Source organism: Shinella sp. CPCC 101442, from assembly GCF_024704725.1.
Lineage (GTDB): Bacteria > Pseudomonadota > Alphaproteobacteria > Rhizobiales > Rhizobiaceae > Shinella.
On record NZ_JALIQS010000004.1, the window covers coordinates 411392 to 435043 of the forward strand.

At 62.7% G+C, this 23652-nt stretch carries 21 protein-coding genes, 1 tRNA gene and 1 riboswitch; of the genes, 15 read left to right on the forward strand and 7 right to left on the reverse strand.

Going from position 1 to position 23652, the window contains the following annotated elements:
- Positions 1-15: 15 nt before the first annotated feature.
- Positions 16-252, forward strand: coding sequence for a DUF4189 domain-containing protein (locus MUO32_RS17415; RefSeq protein ID WP_257949653.1), 237 nt, complete (start codon positions 16-18; stop codon positions 250-252).
- A 721-nt stretch (positions 253-973) separates the two neighbouring features.
- Here the strand turns inward: MUO32_RS17415 and MUO32_RS17420 are convergent.
- Positions 974-1462, reverse strand: coding sequence for a histidine kinase (locus MUO32_RS17420; protein ID WP_257949654.1), 489 nt, complete (start codon positions 1460-1462; stop codon positions 974-976).
- A 501-nt stretch (positions 1463-1963) separates the two neighbouring features.
- Here MUO32_RS17420 and MUO32_RS17425 point away from each other — a divergent pair.
- Positions 1964-3064, forward strand: a complete 1101-nt coding sequence (locus tag MUO32_RS17425) for a helix-turn-helix transcriptional regulator (protein ID WP_257949655.1) — start codon at positions 1964-1966, stop codon at positions 3062-3064.
- 388 nt (positions 3065-3452) lie between these two features.
- Here the strand turns inward: MUO32_RS17425 and MUO32_RS17430 are convergent.
- Positions 3453-3528, reverse strand: a tRNA-Thr gene (locus MUO32_RS17430).
- A gap of 113 nt (positions 3529-3641) precedes the next feature.
- Complete coding sequence (locus tag MUO32_RS17435; RefSeq protein ID WP_257949656.1) at positions 3642-4604, reverse strand: nitronate monooxygenase family protein; 963 nt, start codon at positions 4602-4604, stop codon at positions 3642-3644.
- 374 nt (positions 4605-4978) lie between these two features.
- Here MUO32_RS17435 and MUO32_RS17440 point away from each other — a divergent pair, with 374 nt between their 5' ends.
- Positions 4979-6127 carry a biotin transporter BioY gene (locus MUO32_RS17440; protein WP_257949657.1) on the forward strand — a complete coding sequence of 383 codons (1149 nt, stop codon included), beginning with the start codon at positions 4979-4981 and terminating at the stop codon, positions 6125-6127.
- A gap of 9 nt (positions 6128-6136) precedes the next feature.
- Here the strand turns inward: MUO32_RS17440 and ppk2 are convergent, their stop codons facing one another.
- The gene (gene ppk2 / locus MUO32_RS17445; protein WP_257949658.1) at positions 6137-7018 is read right to left on the reverse strand and encodes a polyphosphate kinase 2; all 882 of its coding nucleotides are present in this window, start codon (positions 7016-7018) and stop codon (positions 6137-6139) included.
- Between the two features lie 145 nt (positions 7019-7163).
- Between ppk2 and phoR the strand changes: the two genes are divergently transcribed.
- The 7 genes from phoR to phoB all read left to right on the forward strand — a co-directional run bounded on the left by phoR (position 7164) and on the right by phoB (position 14930).
- Complete coding sequence (phoR, locus tag MUO32_RS17450) at positions 7164-8465, forward strand: phosphate regulon sensor histidine kinase PhoR (protein WP_374708673.1); 1302 nt, start codon at positions 7164-7166, stop codon at positions 8463-8465.
- Between the two features lie 189 nt (positions 8466-8654).
- The gene (locus MUO32_RS17455) at positions 8655-9689 is read left to right on the forward strand and encodes a substrate-binding domain-containing protein (protein WP_257949659.1); all 1035 of its coding nucleotides are present in this window, start codon (positions 8655-8657) and stop codon (positions 9687-9689) included.
- Between the two features lie 119 nt (positions 9690-9808).
- Entirely contained in the window at positions 9809-11293 is a 1485-nt protein-coding gene (gene pstC, locus MUO32_RS17460; RefSeq protein WP_257949660.1) for a phosphate ABC transporter permease subunit PstC, read from the forward strand.
- Positions 11290-12618 carry a phosphate ABC transporter permease PstA gene (pstA, locus tag MUO32_RS17465; RefSeq protein WP_257949661.1) on the forward strand — a complete coding sequence of 443 codons (1329 nt, stop codon included), beginning with the start codon at positions 11290-11292 and terminating at the stop codon, positions 12616-12618. Before pstC ends, pstA begins: the two co-directional genes overlap by 4 nt.
- Before the next feature lie 13 nt (positions 12619-12631).
- On the forward strand, positions 12632-13447 hold the full coding sequence (pstB, locus tag MUO32_RS17470) for a phosphate ABC transporter ATP-binding protein PstB (protein ID WP_257949662.1): 816 nt from the start codon (positions 12632-12634) through the stop codon (positions 13445-13447).
- Positions 13448-13497: 50 nt separating this feature from the next.
- Positions 13498-14226: a phosphate signaling complex protein PhoU gene (phoU, locus tag MUO32_RS17475; RefSeq protein ID WP_257949663.1), complete on the forward strand. Its 729-nt coding sequence runs from the start codon at positions 13498-13500 to the stop codon at positions 14224-14226.
- Between the two features lie 20 nt (positions 14227-14246).
- Positions 14247-14930 carry a phosphate regulon transcriptional regulator PhoB gene (gene phoB, locus MUO32_RS17480; protein ID WP_244761181.1) on the forward strand — a complete coding sequence of 228 codons (684 nt, stop codon included), beginning with the start codon at positions 14247-14249 and terminating at the stop codon, positions 14928-14930.
- 131 nt (positions 14931-15061) lie between these two features.
- Here the strand turns inward: phoB and MUO32_RS17485 are convergent, their stop codons facing one another.
- Positions 15062-15592 (reverse strand): GcrA family cell cycle regulator, encoded by a 531-nt coding sequence (locus MUO32_RS17485; protein WP_257949664.1) that lies wholly within the window; start codon positions 15590-15592, stop codon positions 15062-15064.
- Positions 15593-16016: 424 nt separating this feature from the next.
- Here MUO32_RS17485 and MUO32_RS17490 point away from each other — a divergent pair, with 424 nt between their 5' ends.
- The 3 genes from MUO32_RS17490 (at position 16017) to MUO32_RS17500 (ending at position 19336) form a co-directional block, all read left to right on the forward strand.
- The gene (locus MUO32_RS17490) at positions 16017-17207 is read left to right on the forward strand and encodes an aspartate aminotransferase family protein (protein ID WP_257949665.1); all 1191 of its coding nucleotides are present in this window, start codon (positions 16017-16019) and stop codon (positions 17205-17207) included.
- Between the two features lie 28 nt (positions 17208-17235).
- Entirely contained in the window at positions 17236-18147 is a 912-nt protein-coding gene (argF, locus tag MUO32_RS17495; RefSeq protein ID WP_257949666.1) for an ornithine carbamoyltransferase, read from the forward strand.
- A gap of 196 nt (positions 18148-18343) precedes the next feature.
- Positions 18344-19336, forward strand: a complete 993-nt coding sequence (locus tag MUO32_RS17500; protein ID WP_257949967.1) for an Hsp33 family molecular chaperone — start codon at positions 18344-18346, stop codon at positions 19334-19336.
- A gap of 15 nt (positions 19337-19351) precedes the next feature.
- Here the strand turns inward: MUO32_RS17500 and apaG are convergent, their stop codons facing one another.
- On the reverse strand, positions 19352-19744 hold the full coding sequence (gene apaG, locus MUO32_RS17505) for a Co2+/Mg2+ efflux protein ApaG (protein WP_257949667.1): 393 nt from the start codon (positions 19742-19744) through the stop codon (positions 19352-19354).
- A 126-nt stretch (positions 19745-19870) separates the two neighbouring features.
- Positions 19871-21055: an O-succinylhomoserine sulfhydrylase gene (locus MUO32_RS17510; RefSeq protein ID WP_257949668.1), complete on the reverse strand. Its 1185-nt coding sequence runs from the start codon at positions 21053-21055 to the stop codon at positions 19871-19873.
- 43 nt (positions 21056-21098) lie between these two features.
- Positions 21099-21177: riboswitch (SAM riboswitch) on the reverse strand.
- A 78-nt stretch (positions 21178-21255) separates the two neighbouring features.
- Between MUO32_RS17510 and MUO32_RS17515 the strand changes: the two genes are divergently transcribed.
- Positions 21256-22362 carry a 2'-deoxycytidine 5'-triphosphate deaminase gene (locus MUO32_RS17515; RefSeq protein ID WP_257949669.1) on the forward strand — a complete coding sequence of 369 codons (1107 nt, stop codon included), beginning with the start codon at positions 21256-21258 and terminating at the stop codon, positions 22360-22362.
- A gap of 93 nt (positions 22363-22455) precedes the next feature.
- Positions 22456-23487, forward strand: coding sequence for a LacI family DNA-binding transcriptional regulator (locus MUO32_RS17520; RefSeq protein ID WP_257949670.1), 1032 nt, complete (start codon positions 22456-22458; stop codon positions 23485-23487).
- The last annotated feature ends 165 nt before the right edge of the window (positions 23488-23652 follow it).

Genomic DNA, 23652 nt, shown 5'->3' on the forward strand with positions numbered 1-23652 from the left:
TGAGGGGAATACATCATGACATCCGCCAAACGGACAGCGCTTGCCGCGCTCGTCCTTACGACCGCTTTTGCGACCTCCCAAACCTCGGCGCTTGCCTGGGGCTGTATCGCCGTATCGGAAGAGGGCAGCTACGGCTACAGCTACAGCTATGACAATGAAGGCGACGCGCGCGAAAAGGCGCTGACGGAATGCGCCAACCGCACGACCGAAGAATCCGTGTGCGAAATCACGGAATGCGACGAGGACGATTGAGACGCCGCGATTGCGGAGCCCGCCACCGCTGCGGGCTCCGTTCCGCGCCGCCTTGCCCTATTGCGGCTGGCGTGCCAGCGGAACAATTTGGTCAAAATTGACAATTCGAAACTCCGTGGCAGATGCGCCCGGTATCGCGCAGCAATGCCGTGGAGGCCCGCGTTCTTTCCGCACGGTCTGCGCCGCTCTGGCATTGCTCTCGTGTCTGCGGTTTCGCTTGCCGGAAAAGTCGTCCAGGTCGCCTCGACGTCGCAGCGTTCTGCACGCGCCACGAAGGTTACGGCTGCTCAAAGGGAATCTATCTGGACGGCCAGCGTGATCTCGCGGCAGCAACGTGACGTCAATCGGTCGCCCGACCCCGATCTAAAACTATCGGCAGTCGCGTCCACGCCGCTTCTGACAGACTAAGCCGATGTCGTCCAGCCTAAACAGAAGCCGGAATGTTCGCCCAGCCTCTTGCAAAGAGGTTTGCAAGATTGCCTGCGGCGGCGTGGAGGTTCGTTTGAGCAAAGACGTTCGCTTGCCGCTGCATTGGCCCGGACGCTTTTGCTCCCCATCAGGGCAGATCCGCGAAGAGCAGGGCGCATCGAAGATGACGCCCTGCTTGCTAGGCATTGATCCGGCGCGGGCCGAGAAGCCATCCGCGTTGCAGGCCGACACGGGTTCTGCCTTGCCTTGGAATACAAGGCCGCGCTCGACCTTCAGGCCGACTGCGGGTGATTTACTGGGCGATTGGCTTCAGGGAGTTGAAAATCGCGCCGATCGCTTCGCCATGTGCCTTCTGTTCTTCGGTGCCTCCCCAGTAGGTAACGACCAAAGTCTTGTCGGCGCCGGCCACCAGTGCCGTCAGGCCAATGGTCACAGGGCCGTCATTGTCCTTGCCGGACCAATAGACATTGTAGGCCTGCATGCCATTGATCTTGCCTTCCTCTTCTTTCTTGGTCGAATCGTCGACCGTGATATTTTGGCTCGCGAGATATTCAACAGCCTCTGTGACTGTCTCACTGGTATCCTTGCCGTCCTGCGCATCGATAGAAAAATACACGGCGTCATCGTCGGATTGAACCTCGATGCCGCTCTCGGTCTGTGTCGTTTTCCATCCATCGGGAATGGTGATGACGGCAACCGGTGCCTCGGCCGGAAACTTGAATTCGGCAGCCTGCGTGGCGCTGGCGAACAAAAGCGTGGCAACAAAGATGGCATGCTTCATGACGATCTCCTCCATAACGACGACGCTGAGTGGCTTCAAGCGTCGATTGCAAAAAAACCTGTATAGTTTCAGAAGGTTAATCTGCAGCCGGTCACTTGATTTCGGCCGAGATCAACTTGGCTTGGAGACGTTCACCCGATGGTATCGAATCCGCCCGCAGTCCGTTTCAGGTCGGGATCGAGCTTGGCGAACCGCGCAGGGCACCCTTGTCAAAACCGGTCGCGCAGCTCTTTCGGCGTTCAACGCTCGGTCAACAACAACGCACCGGGCTGAGAGATTTGTGCATTTTAGAAGAGCAGGCTGCGGTTTTCACCGTCCATTTTTGACATCTGCAGCGAAGGACGAAAATGGACGATAGGGAGCACCCATAGCTGGAGATGTCTTGTCGACCGATCCGCCCCAATGAACGACGACATACACATTGCGTCGTTGTTGTCGTAGCCCGGGCGATTTGGCTAATATAGGCTTTACTGGTTTGACGGATAGGCTGGACAAGGCAGCATGACCCTGAATTTGGAAAAGCTCGATCGCGCGCTGGACCGCTCCCTGGAGGCCGCCGTCGATCCGACCTTGTGGCCGAAGATTTTGGACGAGGTGGTCGAGGCGACAGGCTCGTTCGGAGCCAACCTCATCCCGACAGCCGCCATTCGGCCGGACGTGGTCATGTGCACCGAGAGCATGAAGCCTGGGTTTTCACAATATTTCGCGGATGGCTGGCATCTCAACGACTGGCGATTGCAAGGCGTTCCCCTGCTCAAGAAGACCGGAACGGCGCGCGATCAGCAGTATACCTCTCGCGATCAGTTCGAGCGGCATCGGTTTTATCGCTTTCAAGCCAAGTACGGGATCGGCAGGAGTTGCATCATAGGTTTCGCGTCGTCTCCTGATGAAATCCTGACCCTGACGCTCCACCGGACATTGGATTGCGATTTCTACAGCGACGAAGAGGCGGTGGTTTTTCAAAGGGCGGGCACGCGCCTTGCGGCCTCCGCGAGGATTGCCCGGGCGATGTCGGGCAGCAGGGTCGCGGGAATGATGGAGGGCTTTCAGGCAGCAGGCGTCGCGGCCGTGTTCTTCGACAGGTTCTGCCGGGTAACAAGCGTGACCGCTGCGGCAGAAGCGCTCTTCGGCCCTGACATCGACGTCAACAATCGCGTGCTGGTTTGTCATAGCCATAGCACAACCAGCGCGATCCAGAACAGAATGCGCGCGGTGATTGACGCACACTGGCTTAAGTCGGATCGCCCTTCGGGCGCTGTTTCGGTATCACGGCATGGCGGTCGGCCGTTGAAGGTGCTGGTTCAGCGTCTGGGAGGCAATCTTCCCGATCTCTTCGCCCACTCCGTCGGCGTCTGCTTGATTACGGATCTGGCGCGGGAGGCGGAACCCAATGCACAGCATCTCTGTCTGCTGTTCGGCCTCACGGCCGCCGAGGCGGCTGTCGCCATCACGCTTTCCCAAGGCATGACCTTGCGAGAGATCGCGGAACGCAAGGGGATTTCCTACGAAACAGTACGCACCTACCTGCGCTCGATTTTCAGCAAGACCGACACGAAGCGTCAGGCGGAGCTTGTGAAGCTCGTGACGCGGCTTGGCGCTTAATAGGCTGCGGGCCTTCACTGATCACGGCAGGCTACGTTTTGTCGTTGTGTCCCGAACCGGGAGAGGTCTCGCCAGCCTATGGATTGACCGGCGCTGTTTGTGACGAGGTGGCCGGGGATGGACAGGCGGGGCAGCGAAATAGCCGGTTCGACGGCGAGGGATAGGCAGCAGCGTGCATATGGAAGGCTCTGAAACGAAAAGAGCACTCCGAGGGGTGCTCTCTCTGAAACGTTAAGGCGCCGCCGAATGCTATTTGCCCGGTGTATTCATCCCCCAGCCGCTCCAGCAAAGGGTTACCTGGCAAGCCCGAGCGTTCCCGGCAGCACCCGCTGCTTCGTGCTGGCGCTTTTCGAGGTTGCTGAAGACCCTAGCGAAGTGCTTGAATTGATGGTGCCGCTTAGCAGACTCGAACTGCTGACCCCGTCATTACGAATGACGTGCTCTACCAACTGAGCTAAAGCGGCCTCCAGCGGTCCCGAAGCATGTCGGGGCCGGAATGGATGCGCTGATAACCGCAATGGGAAAAGATTTCAAGCGGCTAGTTTCAACTTCCGCATTTTTCCCGTGCGGTTCATGGTCAGGCGGCGCAGATGCGGGCGCGGGCGGCCTGGTATTCGCGGTCGAGGCGGGCGACGAGATCCTCGACGGGACCGATGGCCTTTACCGCGCCGATGCCCTGGCCGCAGCCCCAGATGTCCTTCCAGGCCTTCGCGCCGCTCGTCGCGGTTTCGAAGTCCATCTTGGACGGATCGGCTTCGGGCAGGTGATCGGCGTCCATGCCGGCGGCGGTGATGGAAGGCTTCAGGTAGTTGCCATGGATGCCGGTGAAATAGTTGGAATAGACGATGTCGGCGGCGGCGCTGTCGACGATCATCTGCTTGTAGGCGTCAGCGGCCCGCGCCTCCTCCGTCGCGATGAAGGCCGAGCCGATATAGGCCATGTCGGCGCCCATCGCCTGGGCGGCGAGGATCGCTCCGCCGGTCGCGATGGCGCCCGACAGGAGAAGGGGGCCGTCGAACCACTCGCGGATTTCCTGGATCAGGGCAAAGGGGGAGAGCGTGCCGGCATGGCCGCCCGCGCCGGCCGCAACGGCGATGAGGCCGTCCGCGCCTTTGCGGATCGCTGAGCTGGCGTGGCGGTTGTTGATGACGTCGTGCAGCACTATGCCGCCATAGGAATGGATCGCGGCGTTCACCTCGGGCACGGCGCCGAGCGAGGAGATGACGACCGGTACCTTGTATTTCACGCACATCAGCAGGTCGTGTTCCAGCCGCTTGTTGGAGCGATGGACGATCTGGTTGACGGCGAAGGGCGCGGCCGGGCGGTCCGGGTGCTTCGCATCATGGGCGGCGAGCCCCTCGCTGATTTCCGCCAGCCACTCGTCGAGCTGGGCTTCCGGGCGCGCATTCAGCGCCGGGAAGGCGCCGATGACACCGGCCTTGCATTGTGCAAGGGTCAGCGCGGGATTGGAGACGATGAAGAGCGGTGCGCCGACGACGGGCAGACGCAGCTTGTCCTTGAGGATCGCGGGCAGGGCCATGACGGAAATCCAAATCCAGTTTGACGTTTACGAAAACGTCAAAATCATAGCAGCGGGAAATGGCGCTGAAAAGAGGGCGCGCGATGGCATTCCTTGGGTCTCGGGACGGTCTGTTGCGTCAGGGAGGTCGATGGGCGTGAGAGGGCGGCGATCGCGAGACGCTGTGAAGCACTGCGCCGATCGCAAGACTATAGGGGGCCGGTTGGTGTTTCAGTGCCGGCTTATCCCCGGCCAAGGTCGCCGGTTTGAGAGGGGAGGCTTGCAGAAAGTTGCGGCAAACGTTACGCAAAACCTAACAAAAGTCGGAAAGCGCAGCTCTTTCCACAGATGGATCATGGTCGCGTCGTCTGGCGGCTCCCGCAGAAGGGTCTCATGTGAGCGGACTGGAAACGGCTATCAGAAACGCGCTGGCGCGCTCTGAACGTGCGAATGCCGAGGTTCGGGCGCGCATCTACCAGTCGGCGCGCAACGCGCTGGAAGCTGGTCTGCGCAAGCAGGAGATCAACGATCCCGAGACGATGACCGCCCAGCGCCATCGCCTGGAAGCGACCATCCACGAAATCGAGGCGGAAGAGCGCGCCGCCGTGACGCGGGCGCCTGTCCGCGAGGTTCGCGTCGATCCGGTCGTCGAGGCGCATCCGCAGCCGGTGTTGCGCGCCGAACGTGATGTGCGGGCCGAGAGCACGTTTGATACGCAGCCAAGGGGCGAGGTCCGGCCTGCTGCGACAGGCGATACCAGCGATATCGGCGCCATCCGCCCCGAGCGCGGCGACGGCTTTGCCAAGGGCGCTGCCAGACCGGCTGCTGCAAGCGCCACCGTCAACGAAGCCTCCGATTTTCGGCCGGAGCGCGTGGCCAAGGCCCGCAAGCGCCGTGGCCGGCTGTTCTCCTTCCTGCTTGTCGTCGCCACGCTGATTGCGGCTTTCGGCGCGCTTGCCTGGTGGGTTGAGAACAGCGGCCTTTTGAGGGACCTGCAAAACGGCGCGGACGATTCGACCCCGCCGGCCACCGTTTCGGGCGAGGACTTTGCCGGCGAGGATCCGATCAAGAAGGCGCTCGACACGCAGAGCCGCTTCTCCGCCGACTGGCGGCCCGTCTTCTCGCCGGGCGATACCGCGAAACTGTCGGCAAGCGCCGCGGGCCGCTTCGAAACCGTCAGCACGAATGAAGGGCCGGCCGTTCGCGTGACGTCCACCGATCCGGACCGCGAGGGTGCGGTGCGCATCGAGGTTTCGCCTGACGTGCTGAACGAAATGGGCGGCAAGACCTCGACGGTGGCACTGACGGTTCAGGCGGTGGGCGACAAGCCCGTACAGGTCTCGGTGGAGTGTGACTTCTCCACCATGGGCGGCTGCGGCCGCCACCGCTTCACCGTATCGGAACGCACCGACCTGCTGTTCCAGGTCGAATTCGACCGTTCGCTCTCGCCGAGCGAACCTGGCCATATTCTTCTCAACAGCGATATCACCGGCAAGGATGCGAGCGTCAATCTCTATGCCGTCCGCATCCAGCCCGGCGAATAAGCTCCAGGCTTACTTGACGAAACCTGGCCCGGCGCCGACGATCTTGTCGTCGATTTCGCCGATCGCCTGTGTGTCCTTGCCCTCGTAGTCGAGCGTCTTGAGGATGTGGCGGATCAGGTTGATGCGGGCGCGGCGCTTGTCGTTGGCGCGGATCACCGTCCAGGGCGCGTGGTCCGTATGCGTCTCCTTCAGCATCCGGTCGCGTTTTTGCGTGTAGTCGTCCCATTTGTTGAGGGCCGCGATATCCATCGGCGAAAGCTTCCAGATCTTCAACGGATCGTGCCGGCGGTCGTGAAAACGCTTCAGCTGCATCTCGCGGCCGATGTTGAGCCAGAACTTGAAGAGATGAATGCCCTCCGAGGTGATCATCTTCTCGAAGCGCGGCGTCTCCTTCAGGAACTTCTCGTATTCCTCCGGCTTGCAGAAGCCCATGACCGGCTCGACGCCCGCGCGGTTGTACCAGGAGCGGTCGAACAGCACGAACTCACCCGCCGTCGGGAAGGTCGAGACATAACGCTGGAAATACCATTGGCCGCGCTCGGTCTCCGTCGGCTTGGTCAGCGCCACGGTGCGTGCGGAGCGCGGGTTCATGTAGGCCATGGTGGCGTGGATGGCGCCGCCCTTGCCGGCAGCATCGCGGCCCTCGAAGACGCTCATGATGCGCGTGCCCGTCTTCTGCTGCCAGAACTGCACCTTCACCAACTCGATCTGGAGAAGTTTCAGCGTCTTCTCGTACTCTTTGCTGTCGAGCTTCTTGTCGCAGGGGTAGTCGCCGGAGCCGAAAGCTTTTTCTTCGATCCAGTCGGGCAGCTTCGGGTCGTCGATGTCGTACATCCGCTTCTTGCCGCGAATATCCAGCTCCACCGCCCGGCTTTCGGCCTTTTCCGCCATGGTCCACTCCTTGATATATGGGGGCAGCTGACGCTGCGTGAGCCAGAAGGTGGCCACAACCGCATTGCGAATTCAAGCCGGCCGTGAAAAACATGTCATGAAGTCGCGCTATTCCTGCAGAATCGGTGGAGGCGCGGAGACTATGATGCTTGCGAGGGAATGGGTGGCGATTTCGGATCAGCGGACGGGTCTCGGCTGGCTGGCAACACAACTGTGGGGCGTGCGCGTCCTGATCGCCTCGGCGGTTTTTGTCGGCTTCATGATCTGGCTTGCCGGCCTGCATCTTGGCTGGGTGTCGTTCACGGTCCTGCTGCTCATCATCGCCGGCCTGCTGCGCACAGACAGGCGCATGGTGGAGACCGGCCGCACCATGGCCGTCGGCCCATCCGCCGTTGCGGTGCCGGATGCGTCGCCCACCGATCCACACAAGGATGAATTCGCCGCCATCGCTGCTGTGCTCGGTGCACTCGATGCGCCGGCCATTCTGCTGTCGGGTCGCGAGACGATCAAACTCCAGAATCGGGCTGCCGAGGCGATTTTCGGCACGATCCCCGCAGGCAGCGATCTTGCCGGCCGCATCCGCGCGCCTGGCATTCTCGACATGGTGCGCGATGCGATCGCCGCCGGCCAGCCGCGCGAGACCGAACATGCCGAGCGTCTGCCGTCGGAGACCGTCTATGTCGTGCGGGTCGCGCCGCTGGCGGAAAAGACCATCGGCGAACCGCTCTGGCTCCTGACCTTCCGCGATGTCTCGCAGGCGCGCCGCATCGATCGCATGCGCTCGGACTTCGTCGCCAATGCCAGCCACGAGCTGCGCACGCCGCTCGCCTCGCTGCGCGGCTTCATCGAAACCCTGCAGGGGCCGGCCAAGAACGACGTGAAGGCGCATGAGCGCTTCCTCGGCATCATGCACGAGCAGGCAACGCGTATGAGCCGCCTCGTCGACGACCTGCTTTCGCTCTCGCGTCTGGAGCTGCGTTCGAACCTCACGCCGGACCAGACGGTGGACCTCGTACCGCTGATTGCCCACGTGCGCGACAGCTTGCAGCCGCTCGCCGGCGACCTCGGCGTGGAGGTCCTGCTCGACCTGCCCAAGCATCCCGTCACCGTCAATGGCGACCGGGACGAGCTGGTAGAGGTCTTCGAGAACCTCATCGAGAACGCCTGCAAGTATGGCCAGGAGGGCAAGCGGGTGGATGTCGTGCTGACTGGGGGAGGCGAGGCGCCGGTCGAATTGTCCGTCACCGACTATGGCGCCGGTATTCCACCCGAACATGTCCCGCGTATCACCGAACGTTTCTACCGGGTTAACGTGGAAGCGAGCCGGTCCAAAAAGGGCACAGGGCTGGGCCTTGCCATCGTCAAGCACATCCTTACCCGCCACCGGGCGCGCCTGGTGGTGAAGTCCGAGGTGGGCAAAGGCACGGTCTTTACCGTGCGTTTTTGACATAAAGAAAAGCGCTTCTGTCGCCTCGCTTTAAAAAAGCAAGCAATTTCAAATAATTGGCTTGTCACAAATGTTTCGTCAAACTGACATAAAAGAGAGGGCGTCCGGGGTTTAGAGAAGAGCCGCCGGCCAACGGCAGAGAGCGCAAAAGACGCGCTTCCAACACACGTCCTCTTCGGGAGAACCCAGATGAAATCTCTTAAGCTCACCCTCGCGGCGCTCGTTGCCTCCGCCGCATTCGCTGGCGTTGCCGTTGCGCGCGACCAGGTCCAGATCGCCGGCTCCTCCACCGTTCTTCCCTACGCCAAGATCGTCGCCGAGACGTTCGGCGAGACCTTCCCCGACTTCAAGACCCCGATCGTCGAATCCGGCGGCACGGGCGGCGGCCTCAAGGAATTCTGCAAGGGCGTCGGCCCGGAAACCCTCGACATCGCCAATGCTTCGCGTGCGATGAAGGACAGCGAAATCGAGGCCTGCAAGGCAGCTGGCGTCACCGAGATCCAGGAAGTAAAGATCGGCTACGACGGCATCGTCTTCGCCACCGACAGCAGCAATGCCGACCTGAAGCTCGAGCCGAAGGACCTTTACCTCGCGCTCGCCGCTGAAGTCGTCGTCGACGGCAAGCTCGTGGCCAACCCCTACAAGAAGTGGTCGGAAGTCAACAAGGACCTGCCGGACGCTGAAATCGCCGCCTATATCCCGGGCGAAAAGCACGGCACCCGCGAAGTCTTCGACGAGAAGATGCTCGCTGCAGGCTGCAAGGCTACCGGTGCTCTCGACGTGATCAAGGCTGCTGTCGCCGACGAAAAGGAACAGCATGCCAAGTGCATCGCCGTTCGCAAGGACGGCCTGGCTGTCGACATCGACGGCGACTACACGGAAACGCTTGCCCGCATCGCCGCCAACAAGACCGGTCTTGGCGTATTCGGCCTGTCCTTCTACGAAAACAATGCCGACAAGCTGAAGGTCGCGACCGTCAGCGGCATCGTTCCGTCGACCGAGACGATCGCTTCCGGCGAATACCCGGTTTCGCGCCCGCTGTTCTTCTACGTCAAGAAGGCGCATCTCGGCGTTATCCCGGGCCTCAAGGAATATGTCGAGTTCTTCACGAGCGACGACATGATCGGCCCCGACAGCCCGCTGGCTGAATACGGCCTGGTTCCGGCTCCGGACGCCGAGCGTGAAGAAGTCCGCAAGGCCTTCGTCGACGGCAAGATCATGTAATTGGCTTGGCCGGCGCGGCGTCTCTCCGGAGATGGTGCGCCGGCCGCTCCTTTCGGGCGGTTTTCGCCCCCTCGTCGCATAATGACACCGCGGATGATCTCGCCGGGAGAATTTCCTAAATGAGTATTTCCCTTCTTCTGCTCATCGTCGCCGTGATCGGCGTGGCGGGCTATCTTATCGGCAGCTGGCGCGCCAACGCGCTTGCCGGCGGCAAGCTTTCAAACCTGCATTCGCGGCCGGGCTATTACGGCTCCTTCGTCGCCATATGGTCCATTCTTCCCGCGGTCGTCGTCCTGTTCGTCTGGGTCATCGCCAGCCCGATCTATATCAGCTCGACCGTCCGCGCCGGCTTTCCGGAAGAGGTGAAGGCCGAGCCGCAGGCAACGCAGAACCTCAACTACAACATGATCAGCGCCATCGCCCGCGGCTTCAAGGTGCTGACGGCGGAAGAACGCGAGGCGCTGTTCAAGGACGGCGCCACGGCGCGTGACGTGCTCGCCAGCAAGGGCGTGCCGGTCGCTGCCGAGCCTGCGCCCTACATGCTGAAGTCGGCCGACGACCTCAACCGCATGACGACGACGAGCAGCACCTGGCTGTCGATCCTCGTCGTCATCGTCGCCGCCGTCGGCGCCTTCTTCTCCTACCGGTCGATCGCGCCGAAATTCCGGGCCCGCAACCGTGTCGAAGGCATGATGCTGGTCGGCCTCATCGCCGCCTCGTCGATCGCCATCCTGACGACCGTCGGCATCGTCGCCTCCATGGCGACGGAAGCGATCCACTTCTTCAACATGGTGCCGGCCTGGGAATTCTTCTTCGGCACGACCTGGGATCCGCGCTTCGCCGCAGCCGGTGCCACAGCTTCCGCCGGCCAGTTCGGCCTGATCCCGTTGCTTGCCGGCACGCTCTATATCGGCTTCGTCGCCATGCTGGTCGCCGTGCCGGTCGGCCTCTTCGCCGCCATCTACATGTCGGAGTATGCCTCGCGCCACGTCCGCTCCGTGGCAAAGCCGCTGCTCGAAGTGCTCGCCGGCATCCCGACCATCGTCTACGGCTTCTTCGCCCTCGTGACGGTTGGCCCTTTCCTGCGCGATATCTCCGCCCAGCTGAACGGCCTCGTCACCGGCAACTATTCCAACTTCATCCAGGCGCAGAGCGTTCTGACGGCCGGTTTCGTCATGGGCATCATGCTGATCCCCTACGTCTCCTCGCTGTCGGACGACATCATCACCGCCGTGCCGCGCGCCCTGCGTGACGGTTCGCTCGGTCTCGGCGCCACCCGCTCGGAAACGATCAAGCGCGTCATCCTGCCGGCCGCTCTGCCGGGCATCGTCGGCGCCCTGCTGATGACCGCGTCGCGCGCCGTCGGCGAAACCATGATCGTGGTGCTGGCGGCCGGCGTTGCCGCCCGCATGCAGCTCAATCCCTTCGAACCGATGACGACGGTGACCGTCAAGATCGTCAACCAGCTGACGGGCGACCTCGAATTCACCTCGCCTCAGACGCTGGTGGCCTTCGCGCTCGGCATCACGCTGTTCGTCATCACGCTTTGCCTCAACATCTACGCCCTCTACATCGTGCGCAAATATCGGGAGCAGTACGAATGAGCCAGGTCTCCACGAGCCCCTCGATGGCCACCCTAGGTGCTGCCTCCAAGCCTGAACGCCGCGATATCGGCCTGCGTGGCCGCTACGCCGCCGAACGCCGCTTCCGCCTCTTCGGCATGGCTGCGATCGCTTTCGGCCTCCTCTTCCTGTTCCTGCTGCTGTTTACGGTCGTCTCCAAGGGCTACACCGCCTTCCAGCAGTCGATGATCACCATTCCGGTCGAGTTTTCCGAACAGATCATCGACAAGAACAACGAGCGCGCCACCAACCCGCAGAAGCTGGTTTCGGCCAACTACCCGGTCGTTGCCCGCAACGCTCTCGCCAAGGTGCTTGGCGTCAGTGAAGACGACCGCGCCGGCCTCAAGGCCGTCAACGGCATGATCTCGGACAGCGTGAGGGTGCAGCTTCGCGACCTCGTCACGGCCAATCCGTCGATCATCGGGACCACCCAGACGGTGACTTTCCTCGCCCACGGCGACCTCGACTCGGCCTTCAAGGGCCAGATCGATCTCTCGGTCGCGGAAAACAACCGCAAGATCTCCGACAAGCAGGTCGGCTGGATGAACACGCTTGCCGAAAGCGGCGCGCTTTCCAAGCACTTCAACACCGGCCTCTTCGTCAACGGCGCATCGAGCCGTCCGGAGGCCGCCGGTCTTGGCGTCGCCGTCGTCGGCTCGCTCTACATGATGCTGATCGTGCTCGTGCTGTCGCTGCCGATCGGCGTGGCCGCCTCGATCTATCTCGAGGAGTTCGCTCCGAAGAACCGCTTCACCGATCTTATCGAGGTGAACATCAACAATCTCGCGGCCGTGCCGTCCATCGTCTACGGTCTGCTCGGCCTCGCCGTCTTCATCAACTTCGCGGGTTTCCCGCGCTCGGCAGCCCTTGTCGGTGGCCTGGTGCTGACGCTGATGACGCTGCCGACGATCATCATCGCGACGCGTGCCGCGCTGAAAGCCGTGCCGCCGTCGATCCGCTCGGCAGCGCTCGGCCTCGGCGCCTCGAAAATGCAGACCGTGTTCCATCACGTCCTGCCGCTCGCCATGCCCGGCATCCTGACGGGTACGATCATCGGCCTCGCCCACGCGCTGGGCGAAACCGCACCGCTGCTCCTCATCGGCATGGTTGCCTTCGTGGCCGATGTTCCCGGAACGCCGCTCGACCCGGCAACCGCGCTTCCGGTGCAGATCTACATGTGGGCGAACGAGGCCGAGCGCGCCTTCGTCGAGCGCACATCGGGCGCCATCATGGTGCTCCTCATCTTCCTCATCCTCATGAATGTTGGCGCCATCCTGTTGCGCCGCCGTTTCGAACGGCGCTGGTAGAAGGACCGATCCTATGAACATGATGTCAGAAGCAGCAGTCGAGAAAGCGCTGGACAAGAAAATGAACGACATTTCCTACAAGATGATCGGCAAGGACGTTTCGGTCTATTACGGCGACAAGCGCGCCCTCTACGACGTCAACCTGAACGTCCGTGAAAACACCGTGACGGCGCTGATCGGCCCGTCGGGTTGCGGCAAGTCCACGTTCCTTCGCACGCTCAACCGCATGAACGACACGATCGACGGCTGCCGCGTCACCGGCCGCATCACGCTCGATACGGACGATATCTACGATCAGAACATCGACGTCGTCGAACTGCGCGCCCGCGTCGGCATGGTCTTCCAGAAGCCGAACCCGTTCCCGAAGTCGATCTACGAGAATGTCGCCTACGGCCCGCGCATCCACGGTCTCGCCAAGTCGAAGGCCGATATGGATGCCATCGTCGAAAAGAGCCTGCAGAAGGCGGGCCTCTGGAACGAGGTGAAGGATCGCCTGCAGGAAGGTGGCACCGGCCTTTCCGGCGGCCAGCAGCAGCGTCTTTGCATCGCGCGCGCCGTTGCCGTCAGCCCTGAGGTCATCCTGATGGACGAGCCCTGCTCGGCGCTCGACCCGATCGCGACCGCCAAGGTGGAAGAACTGATCCACGAGCTTCGCGCCAACTTCACCATCGTCATCGTGACGCACTCCATGCAGCAGGCGGCCCGCGTCTCGCAGCGCACCGCCATGTTCCACCTCGGCAACCTCGTCGAAGAGAACGACACCGACAAGATGTTCACCAACCCGGATGACCAGCGCACGCAGGACTACATCATGGGCCGCTTCGGCTGACGTTTCCGTCGCCGAACCCCTGAAAACCCGAGCGCATTAAGGACACAACCATGTCATCGACCCATATTGTCTCGATCTATGACGAAGAACTGAAGTATCTTTCCCGCCGTATCTCCGAAATGGGCGGCACAGCCGAGCAGATGGTGGCGGATTCCGTCCGCGCCCTCGTCACGATGGACGTGGCGCTGGCCCAGAAGGTCATTTCCGAGGACGTCATCCTCGACAATGCCGAACGCCAAATCAACGACAAGGCGATCGTCACTATCGCCAAGCGCCAGCCGATGGCGGCGGATCTGCGCGAGATCATGGGCACGATCCGCATCGCGGCCGAACTCGAACGCGTCGGCGACCTCGGCAAGAATACCGCCAAGCGCGTGATTGCCGTGCAGAGCTCGGGCATGCCGCGCAAGCTCGCCCGCGGCCTGGAGCATCTCGCCGAACTGGCGCTGATCCAGCTCAAGGAAGTCCTCGACGTCTTCGCTACCCGCTCGGTGGACAAGGCGAAGGCCATCCGCGAGCGCGACGACGAGATCGACGCGATCTACACCTCGCTGTTCCGCGAACTCCTGACCTACATGATGGAAGATCCGCGCAACATCACGCCCTGCACGCATCTCCTGTTCTGCGCCAAGAATATCGAGCGCATCGGCGACCACGCCACCAACATCGCCGAAACCATCTACTACATGGCGACCGGCTCGCAGCCGGAAGGCGAGCGTCCGAAGGACGACACATCGACATCCGTCGTCGCGGCCGATGTCGCCGACGCCTCTGAGTAATCTGATTAGGGGTTCACTCCATGGTGCCCAGAATAGCCGTCGTTGAAGACGAGGAGGCGCTGAGCGTCCTCCTGCGCTACAATCTCGAAGCCGAGGGTTTCGAGGTGGATACGATCCTGTCCGGTGACGAGGCCGAAATGCGCTTGCAGGAGCGCATGCCCGACCTCCTCATCCTCGACTGGATGCTGCCGGGCGTCTCCGGCATCGAGCTGTGCCGGCGCCTGCGCCAACGGCCGGAAACCGAACGCCTGCCGATCATCATGCTGACGGCGCGCGGCGAGGAAAGCGAGCGCGTGCGCGGCCTTGCCACCGGCGCGGACGACTATGTCGTCAAGCCCTTCTCGACACCGGAACTCGTCGCCCGTGTGCGCGCCATGCTGCGCCGTGCCAAGCCCGAGGTCGTCTCGACGGTGCTGCGCTGCGGCGATATCGAGCTCGACCGCGAGACGCATCGCGTCCATCGCCGCACCCGCGAGGTCCGCCTCGGTCCGACGGAATTCCGCCTGCTGGAGTTCCTGATGACCTCGCCCGGCCGCGTCTTCTCGCGCTCGCAGCTTCTGGATGGTGTCTGGGGTCATGACATCTATGTCGACGAGCGCACTGTCGACGTGCATGTCGGGCGCCTGCGCAAGGCGCTCAATTTCGCGAACATGCTGGATGTCATCCGCACGGTCCGCGGCGCCGGCTATTCGCTGGAAACCTGAGGATAGGAATTCCTCCCAAGGACGGAAATGGGCCCTGCGGGGCCTGTTTGCGTTTTGCGCCTGCCTTCATGTCCGCAAATAAAAACGGAGCCTTTCGGCTCCGTTTCTCATTTCAGGGTCGCTGCTGTCTGTCAGCGCATCCGGCGCCGTTCGGCCGAAGGCTGGTAGGCGAGGCGCTGGTGGTAGGTGCAGTAGGGCGAATTGTCCGGAGACTCGTTGCCGCAGAAGTGGAAGTCGTCATTCAGCGGGTCGCCGATCGGCCACTTGCAGGTGCGCTCGGTAAGCTGCGTCAGTTCCAGCTTGCGCGACATGGGAACGACGGACTTGTTGCCGTTGGCCGGGACCGGGAGCTGTTCGACCTCGACCTCGAAAGCCGTGTCCAGATCGTCCTTGGCTGCTACCGCCGGGCGAGCCACGCTACGGGCGGTGACGGCGCGGGCCTGGAAGGTGGCGGGGCGCGGAGCGGCCGGAGCAGGGCGCTTCGGGCGAGCGGCGTTCTGCGCGCCGCCGGCCTTGGCGCGGCCCGGCAGGTTCAGCCGGTGCACCTTGCCGATGACGGCGTTGCGGCTGACGCCGCCGAGTTGCGCCGCGATCTGGCTCGCGCTCAAACCCTCGGCCCAGAGCTTCTTAAGTCTTTCGACGCGCTCGTCTGTCCAGTTCATGTTTTCGTCTCCGCTCGGCGTTCGATGCGGGAATCCCTCGTCGCGTCCCGGACAGATCCGGAACCTGAACGCCTTCAACTCTTTTGGTGACTAGTTCCGCCGCATGCAGTCTAGTAATTGGTCTTTAACCTAGAGACCGGGGGACTCTGTGACAAGAGTCGCAGGAATCGGCGCGAATCGATTTCTGGGTTTTCCCCAACTTGCTGGTCTGGTGTGACTCGATGGAGACACCTTCCGCGCGTGGCGTGAATCCTCACCTTGCGGGAGGTTCAGCGTCCTTTCGGGCTGCGATTTTGTTGACATCGCCAAGTGAAATGCCGATAGTGCCGCATGCCGCCGCGAGGCGGCTTTTGATTTTTCTGAAGCCCGGAAAAGTCAAGTGTGAGACTTCTTTTTCCGCATCTCTTTTCGGAGGATACGCGCCATGGCCGATGCCGCGCCGCTCTATGAAACCTATATGCGTGCACCGCTCCGGTTCACGCGCGGGGAGGGCGTCTGGCTGATCGCCGAAGATGGCGAGCGATATCTCGATTTCGCCGCCGGCGTCGCCGTCAATTCGCTGGGTCATGCGCATCCGCATCTCGTCGCAGCCCTGAAGGACCAGGCCGACAAGGTCTGGCACCTGTCCAACCTCTATGAGGTGCCCGGCCAGGAAAGCCTCGGCCGCCGGCTGACGGACGCGACCTTCGCCGACAAGGTGTTCTTCACCAATTCGGGCGCGGAAGCGCTGGAATGTGCGATCAAGACCGCGCGGCGCTATCACTTCGCCAAGGGGCATCCGGGCAAGTTCCATATCATCACCTTCGACGGCGCCTTCCATGGCCGCACGATCGCGACGATCGCGGCCGGCGGACAGGAAAAGTATATCGAGGGCTTCGGCCCGAAGGCGCCGGGCTTCCTGAAGCTTCCCTTCGGCGATATCGCCGCTGTCAGGGATGCAATCACCGAGGAAACCGCCGGCATCCTGATCGAGCCGGTGCAGGGCGAGGGTGGTATCCGCCCCGTCTCCAAGGAATTCATGCAGGAGCTGCGCCAGCTCTGCGACGAATACGGTCTGCTGCTGATCCTCGACGAGGTGCAGTCCGGCGTCGGCCGCACGGGCCGCCTCTTCGCCCATGAATGGTCCGGTGTGGCGCCTGACATCATGGCGGTGGCCAAGGGTATCGGCGGCGGCTTCCCGCTCGGCGCCTGCCTCGCCACGGAGGAGGCCGCCTCCGGCATGGTCGCCGGAACGCATGGCTCGACCTATGGCGGCAATCCGCTCGCCATGGCCGTCGGCAATGCCGTGCTCGACGTCGTGCTCGAAGACGGCTTTCTCGAGCATGTGCGCGACGTGGCGCTGGTCTTCCGCCAGGGCCTTGCGGCGCTGAAGGATCGTTTCCCCGAGGTGATCGAGGACGTGCGCGGCGAGGGCCTGATGCTCGGCATCAAGGCGAAAATCCCCGTTGCCGATCTGCTCAAGGCCGTGCGTGCGGAAAAACTGCTGGGTGTGCCGGCGGGCGACAATGTGCTGCGGCTGCTGCCGCCGCTCACCGTCACGGCCGAAGAGGCACGCGAAGGGCTCGCCCGCATCGAGCGTGCAGCCGAAAAGCTGACGGCGGCGAAAGCCGCCTGATCAGGCACCGGGACAGACAGGACACATCATGGCCAAGCATTTTCTCGACCTTTCCGCCGTTTCGGAAAGCGATCTCCGCGTCATCATGGACGATGCGCACAAGCGCAAGGCAGCCAACAAGGCCGGCACCGAAGAGCGACCGCTCGCCGGCAAGATGCTTGCGATGATCTTCGAGAAGCCCTCTACCCGCACGCGCGTCTCCTTCGATGTCGGCATGCGCCAGCTCGGCGGCGAGACGCTGTTCCTCTCGGGCACGGAAATGCAGCTCGGCCGCGCCGAGACGATCGGCGACACGGCCAAGGTCCTGTCGCGTTATGTCGATGCCATCATGATCCGCACCACGGACCATGCGCGCATGCTGGAGCTTGCCGAACACGCGACCGTGCCGGTCATCAATGCGCTGACCGACCTGACGCATCCCTGCCAGATCATGGCCGACGTCATGACCTTCGAGGAGCATCGCGGGTCGGCGAAGGGCAAGACCTTCGCCTGGACGGGTGACGGCAACAACGTGCTGCATTCCTTCGTCGAGGGGTCTGCCCGCTTCGGCTATTCGATGAAGATGGCCGTGCCGATGGGCTCCGAGCCCGACGACAAGATCTTGAACTGGGCGCGTGACAATGGCGGCGACATTCTGCTCGGTCATGATCCTGAGACCATCATCGACGGCGTCGATCTCGTCGTCACCGACTGCTGGGTCTCGATGAACCAGGAGCACCGCGCCCGTGGCCACAACATCTTCCAGCCCTATCAGGTCAACAAGCAGCTGATGGCGCGCGCCGGCAAGGACGCGCTCTTCATGCATTGCCTGCCGGCCCACCGCGGCGAGGAGGTGACGGACGAGGTGATAGACGGCCCGCAGTCCGTGGTCTTCGACGAAGCGGAAAACCGCCTGCACGCGCAGAAATCGATCCTCGCCTGGTGCCTCGGCGCCGTCTGAGACGCGTCTTGAAAAACAGCGCCGCCCGCACGATCTAGGGGCCATCACGAAGCGCCGAAGGGCGCTTTCTCTAGCGTATGCCCGCTCGGTATGGAATGATCGGGCGATAGCGCGCTCAAATCACGGTAGAACGCCGGTCGAAATCAGCCGGGCCCATGGCCCGGTGGCTTCCCGGTGTGCAAGGAGCAGAACGATGATGGCGGAAAGTGCCCTGAAACTCGGTGAAGTCGGCTTCTCCGGCGACGACCATGTCCTGCCATTCCAGGTGGAGGGTCTCGATGTTCGCGGTCGCGCCGTGCAGCTCGGCCCGATGCTCGACACCATTCTGGGGCGGCATGATTATCCCGCGCCCGTCGCGCGGCTGGTGGCGGAAGCCATCACGCTCACGGTGCTGCTCGGTACCTCGCTGAAATTCGAGGGCAAGCTGATCGTGCAGACCAAGGGCGACGGCCCTGTCGATCTGCTGGTTGCCGATTTTTCCGCACCGCATGACGTGCGCGCCTATGCGCGCTTCGATCAGGACGCGCTCGACGCGGCGATTGCCGCCGGCGCCATCGAGTCGCATGAACTGCTCGGAACAGGCATCCTCGCCTTCACCATCGATCAGGGGGCGCACACCCAGCGCTACCAGGGCATCGTCCCGCTCGACGGCCACACGCTGGAGGAGATCGCCGGTGTCTATTTCCGCCAGTCGGAGCAGATCCCGACCAAGGTACGCCTCGGCGTCGCCGAACTCTACGACCGCGACGAGGCCGGAAAATCACGGCATCGCTGGCGGGCGGGCGGCATGGTCGCGCAGTTCCTGCCGCAGGCGCCGGAGCGCATGCGCCAGGTCGACTTGCCGGGTGGCGATGGCGACGAGGCCGGTCACAAGATCACCGACGACGACAACTGGGCCGAAGCGAAAGCCATGGTCGAGACGATCGACCTCGACGAGCTGACGGATCCCAATGTCGGCACCGAACGGCTGTTGTTCCGCCTCTTCCACGAGCGGGGCGTGCGGGTCTACGATCCCCAGCAGGTCTTCGACCGCTGCTCCTGCTCGCGTGAAAAGCTGAAGAGCGTGCTCGCCGGCCTCAGCGCCGACGATATCGCGCATACGGCAGACGACAAGGACGAGATCGCGGTGACCTGCGAGTTCTGTTCGACGACATACCGCTTCGAAGCCGCGGAAGTGCTGCCGCAGTGAGGCTCAAGCACATCCTCAGTTGAGGGTGCGCGCCTGTCCCGGTGTGTCCAGCGAGAAGGCCGGAATGGCGACGTCGAAAGCCTCGCCGCTCTCCGCCTCCATGCGGTAGCGCCCGAACATGATGCCCGACGGTGTCTCCAGCGGGCAACCTGACGAGTACTCGTAGGTGTCGCCGGGGCGCAGCACCGGCTGTTCGCCGATGACGCCGGGACCGTTGACCTCGTCCACCTGACCGTTCTGGTCGGTGATGTGCCAGTAGCGCGTCACGAGACGGACGGCGATGTCGGAGTGGTTTGAAATGACGACCCTGTATCCCCAGACATAGCGGCTGTCGTCGGGATCGGACTGATCGGCCAGGTAATACGGCTCTACGGTCACTTCGATGTCGCGGGTCAGCGCACGATACATAGGCAAGCCTTGAACTGATTAGCTCCTGCTATTCTACAGGAATGTGGTTTCGTCAAGGATAAGCAAGGAAGGCACCGGCTTCGTCGGCCGGTGCCTCCGCATTTGTCCATCTTGCGTCGGTCAGGATCAGGCTTTGACCTTGGAAAGCGCGTGGGCGAAATCCTCGAGCAGATCGTCGCTGTCTTCGATGCCGGCCGAGAAGCGCACGGTGCCGTCGGACATGCCGAGTTCGGTGCGCGCCTCGTCCGTCAGGTTCTTGTGCGTCGTCGTCGCCGGATGCGTGATCAGGCTCTTGGCGTCGCCGAGATTGTTGGAGATCTTCACGACATCGAGCGCATCCTGCAGCGCAAACGCTGCTTCCTTGCCGCCCTTCATCTCGAAGCAGACGAGCGTCGAGCCGCCCGTCATCTGCTTGGCGATGATATCGGCCTGCGGATGATCCTTGCGGCCCGGATAGATCACGCGGGCGATCTGCTTCTGGTCGGCGAGGAAGTCGGCAATACGGCTCGCATTCTCCGTCTGCTGTTTTACGCGCAACGGAAGCGTTTCAATCCCCTTCAGCAGCGTCCAGGCGTTGAACGGCGACATGGCCGGGCCGGTGTGGCGGAAATAGTCGTGCAGGTTCTCGTCGATCCACTTTTTGTCCGACAGCACGACGCCACCGAGGCAGCGGCCCTGCCCGTCGATATGCTTGGTGGCGGAGTAGACGACGATATGCGCGCCGAGCTCCAGCGGCTTCTGGAAGAGCGGCGTCGCAAACACGTTGTCGACGACGACCTTGGCGCCGATCTGGTTGGCGAGTTTGGCAACGCCTGCGATATCGATGACCTCGAGCGTCGGATTGGTCGGGCTTTCCAGGAAGAACACTTTGGTGTTCTTCTGGATCGCGCCTTCCCAGTTGGCGAGGTCCCGGCCGTCGATCAGCGTGCACTCGATGCCGTATTTCGGCGCGAGCGTCTCGACCACCCAGCGGCAGGAGCCGAAGAGGGCACGGGCGGCGACGATATGGTCGCCGGCCTTCAGCTGGCAGAGGATCGCGGCCGTCACGGCCGCCATGCCGGATGCGGTAGCGCGCGCATCTTCCGCGCCTTCCAGCATGCACATGCGCTTTTCGAACATGTCATTGGTCGGGCTGCCGTAACGGGCATAGATGAAACCGTCCGTCTCGCCCTTGAAGCGGGCTTCGGCCGCAGCCGACGTGTCGTAGACGAAACCCTGCGTAAGGAAGATCGCTTCGGCGGTTTCGCCGTGCTGGGAGCGGGTGGTTCCGCCGTGAACGAGTTGGGTGGCCGGGCGCCAGGACTTGCTCATGTGATCGTCGCCTTCAAACAAAAAAACCGGCCGCAAAAGCAGGCCGGTTTTGAACCCGGCCTTTTTAGCTACTTGTTTAACGTGGCTGCAAGCCGGCCGGCCAAATCACCACGGGATAATCTGCTAATACTGCGCGCCTGCGCTTGCGTCAATTGCCGGCATTTGGTTTTGTGCGAACCCTCTGACAGGACGGGAATATCATGGCTTTTGCGACGCGCAGCGCGGGCATTCTGGCGGACAACGCCATCAGCGGCTTGTTCGACAGCGGGCGGCTGAAAAGCGAGGCCGCTCTGGATGACGACCAGATCCAACCGGCGAGCCTCGATCTGCGTCTGGGCGCCATCGCCTTCCGCGTGCGCGCCAGTTTCCTGCCCGGTCCGTCTCATCTCGTCGCCGACAAGCTCGACCGGCTGAAGCTCCATATCATCGACCTGTCCGAGGGCGCGGTGTTGGAAACCGGCTGCGTCTATATCGTGCCGCTGATGGAAAGTCTCGATCTGCCGGCAGACCTCGCGGCTTCCGCAAATCCGAAAAGCTCGACCGGTCGCCTCGACATCTTCACCCGTGTCATCACCGACCGCGCACAGGAATTCGACAAGATCCCGGCCGGCTATTCCGGTCCGCTCTATCTCGAAATCTCGCCGCGCACCTTCCCGATCGTCGTGCGCCGCGGCTCGCGCCTGTCGCAGATCCGTTTCCGCAAGGGCAAGGCCCTGCTGAACGAAAGCGAGCTGCTCGCGCTCCATGCCTCCGACACCCTCGTCGCCAGCGAGACGCCGAATGTGTCGGGCGGGGGCATCGCGCTCTCGATCGACCTCAAGGGCACCGGCCCGGACGGTCTCATCGGCTATCGCGGCAAGCACCATACTTCCGTCGTCGATGTCGACCGCAAGAACCAGCACGACATTTTTGACTTCTGGGAGCCGCTGTTCAGCCGCGGCCGCAACGAACTGATCCTCGATCCCGACGAGTTCTACATCCTTGTTTCCCGGGAGGCGGTGCATGTGCCCCCGCTCTACGCGGCCGAAATGACGCCGTTCGACCCGTTGGTGGGCGAATTCCGCGTGCACTATGCCGGCTTCTTCGATCCCGGTTTCGGCCATGCGCCCGCCGGCGGTTCCGGTAGTCGCGCGGTGCTGGAGGTGCGCAGCCACGAGGTGCCCTTCATCCTCGAACATGGTCAGATCGTCGGCCGCCTTGTCTACGAGCACATGCTCGACGCTCCGGAAGGCCTCTACGGTTCCGGCCTCGGCTCGAACTACCAGGCGCAGGGCCTGAAGCTCTCGAAACACTTCCGCGCCGGTTGAAGCACGGCGGCAGGGCGCTTTACAATAAAGTTAAACGTTTTTATTGTGCGGGAATCGCGCTTCTTCCGTGCGCAAGACGAAGACGAGCGTTCCATGCCAAGACCGACGATCAAGACCATCGCACAGGAAACGGGCCTTTCGATCGCCACCGTATCGAAAGCGCTGAACGACAGCCCGCAGGTGCGGCCGGAAACCCGCGCCCTCGTCGTTGCCGCGGCCGCGCGCGTCGGCTACCAGCTCAACATGCACGGCGTGCAGCTGCGCACCGGCAAGACCTATCAGGTCGCCGCCATCATGACCGCGCCCGGCCCCAAGCAGAACGAATGGGAAGGCGTCGAATACGCCCAGCTCCTGAGCGGCATTTCCTGGGCGCTGGAGGATAGTCCCTACCGTGTCGCGCTCTATGCCGTGCGCACTTTCGAAGAGAGCCTGACCACCATCCGCCAGATCGTCTCGCTGAAGAAGGCCGACGGCATCATCGTCTCCGGCACCCACGCAGACGATCCGCGCGTGCGTATCATGCAGGAGGCGGACTTTCCCTTCGTCACCTATGGAACGACGATCCACAACGCGCCGCACGCCTATGTCGACGCCGACAATGAGCAGATGATCCGCCACGCGGTGGCGCGCCTTGCCGAGCGCGGCCACCGCCGCATCGCGCTGATCAACCCGATGGCCGAACTCAGCTATTCGCTGACGCGCCTTCAAGCCTACCGCGGCGCTCTCGACGTAGCCGGGCTCTCCTTTGATCCGGCGCTCGTCGCGCACGGCCACCTCACGCCGGCCTTCGGTCGTGAAAACGTGCTTGTCATGTCCACGCGTCCGGATGCGCCGACCGCCTATATCTGCGCCAACGAAGCCTCCGCCCTGGGCGCCTTCTCCGGCTTCCACGCCCGCGGCCTCGTGCACGGCCGCGACGCCGTCATCAACGCGACCGACGACCTCAATGTCAGCCAGTATTTCGCCCCGCCGATCACCACCTATTTCCTGCCGATCCACGAGCCGAGCGAAATGCTCGGTCGTTACATCCTGCGCCGCATGGAAGGCGAGGCGCCGCAGGCGCTGCAGACGCTCATCATGCCGAAATTGATCGAACGTTCGGATGATCGGCTGATGAGCGGCTAATGCTATAGTTGCATATTGGCAAATCGTGATTTCTATTCGTGGTTTAGGCGGCGATGGATGATCGATCATGGCGGTATCGGACTGGGTTGGGACGCTTCTTGACTGGCGACAGGCGCCAGCAGAACTGAAGCAGTCACTGGCGGCGGCGTTTAGGCGGCGGAGCAG

Excerpts from the sequence above, each read along its gene's own strand:
- pstB (WP_257949662.1), top strand. The coding sequence starts at position 12,632 with ATGAACATGATGTCAGAAGCAGCAGTCGAGAAAGCGCTGGACAAGAAA.
- phoR (WP_374708673.1), top strand. The coding sequence starts at position 7,164 with ATGCTTGCGAGGGAATGGGTGGCGATTTCGGATCAGCGGACGGGTCTC.
- pstC (WP_257949660.1), top strand. The coding sequence starts at position 9,809 with ATGAGTATTTCCCTTCTTCTGCTCATCGTCGCCGTGATCGGCGTGGCG.
- MUO32_RS17490 (WP_257949665.1), top strand. The coding sequence starts at position 16,017 with ATGGCCGATGCCGCGCCGCTCTATGAAACCTATATGCGTGCACCGCTC.
- MUO32_RS17415 (WP_257949653.1), top strand. The coding sequence starts at position 16 with ATGACATCCGCCAAACGGACAGCGCTTGCCGCGCTCGTCCTTACGACC.
- MUO32_RS17500 (WP_257949967.1), top strand. The coding sequence starts at position 18,344 with ATGGCGGAAAGTGCCCTGAAACTCGGTGAAGTCGGCTTCTCCGGCGAC.
- argF (WP_257949666.1), top strand. The coding sequence starts at position 17,236 with ATGGCCAAGCATTTTCTCGACCTTTCCGCCGTTTCGGAAAGCGATCTC.
- MUO32_RS17420 (WP_257949654.1), bottom strand. The coding sequence starts at position 1,462 with ATGAAGCATGCCATCTTTGTTGCCACGCTTTTGTTCGCCAGCGCCACG.
- MUO32_RS17485 (WP_257949664.1), bottom strand. The coding sequence starts at position 15,592 with ATGAACTGGACAGACGAGCGCGTCGAAAGACTTAAGAAGCTCTGGGCC.
- MUO32_RS17425 (WP_257949655.1), top strand. The coding sequence starts at position 1,964 with ATGACCCTGAATTTGGAAAAGCTCGATCGCGCGCTGGACCGCTCCCTG.
- ppk2 (WP_257949658.1), bottom strand. The coding sequence starts at position 7,018 with ATGGCGGAAAAGGCCGAAAGCCGGGCGGTGGAGCTGGATATTCGCGGC.
- MUO32_RS17515 (WP_257949669.1), top strand. The coding sequence starts at position 21,256 with ATGGCTTTTGCGACGCGCAGCGCGGGCATTCTGGCGGACAACGCCATC.
- MUO32_RS17435 (WP_257949656.1), bottom strand. The coding sequence starts at position 4,604 with ATGGCCCTGCCCGCGATCCTCAAGGACAAGCTGCGTCTGCCCGTCGTC.
- MUO32_RS17510 (WP_257949668.1), bottom strand. The coding sequence starts at position 21,055 with ATGAGCAAGTCCTGGCGCCCGGCCACCCAACTCGTTCACGGCGGAACC.
- MUO32_RS17455 (WP_257949659.1), top strand. The coding sequence starts at position 8,655 with ATGAAATCTCTTAAGCTCACCCTCGCGGCGCTCGTTGCCTCCGCCGCA.
- apaG (WP_257949667.1), bottom strand. The coding sequence starts at position 19,744 with ATGTATCGTGCGCTGACCCGCGACATCGAAGTGACCGTAGAGCCGTAT.
- MUO32_RS17520 (WP_257949670.1), top strand. The coding sequence starts at position 22,456 with ATGCCAAGACCGACGATCAAGACCATCGCACAGGAAACGGGCCTTTCG.
- phoU (WP_257949663.1), top strand. The coding sequence starts at position 13,498 with ATGTCATCGACCCATATTGTCTCGATCTATGACGAAGAACTGAAGTAT.
- phoB (WP_244761181.1), top strand. The coding sequence starts at position 14,247 with ATGGTGCCCAGAATAGCCGTCGTTGAAGACGAGGAGGCGCTGAGCGTC.
- pstA (WP_257949661.1), top strand. The coding sequence starts at position 11,290 with ATGAGCCAGGTCTCCACGAGCCCCTCGATGGCCACCCTAGGTGCTGCC.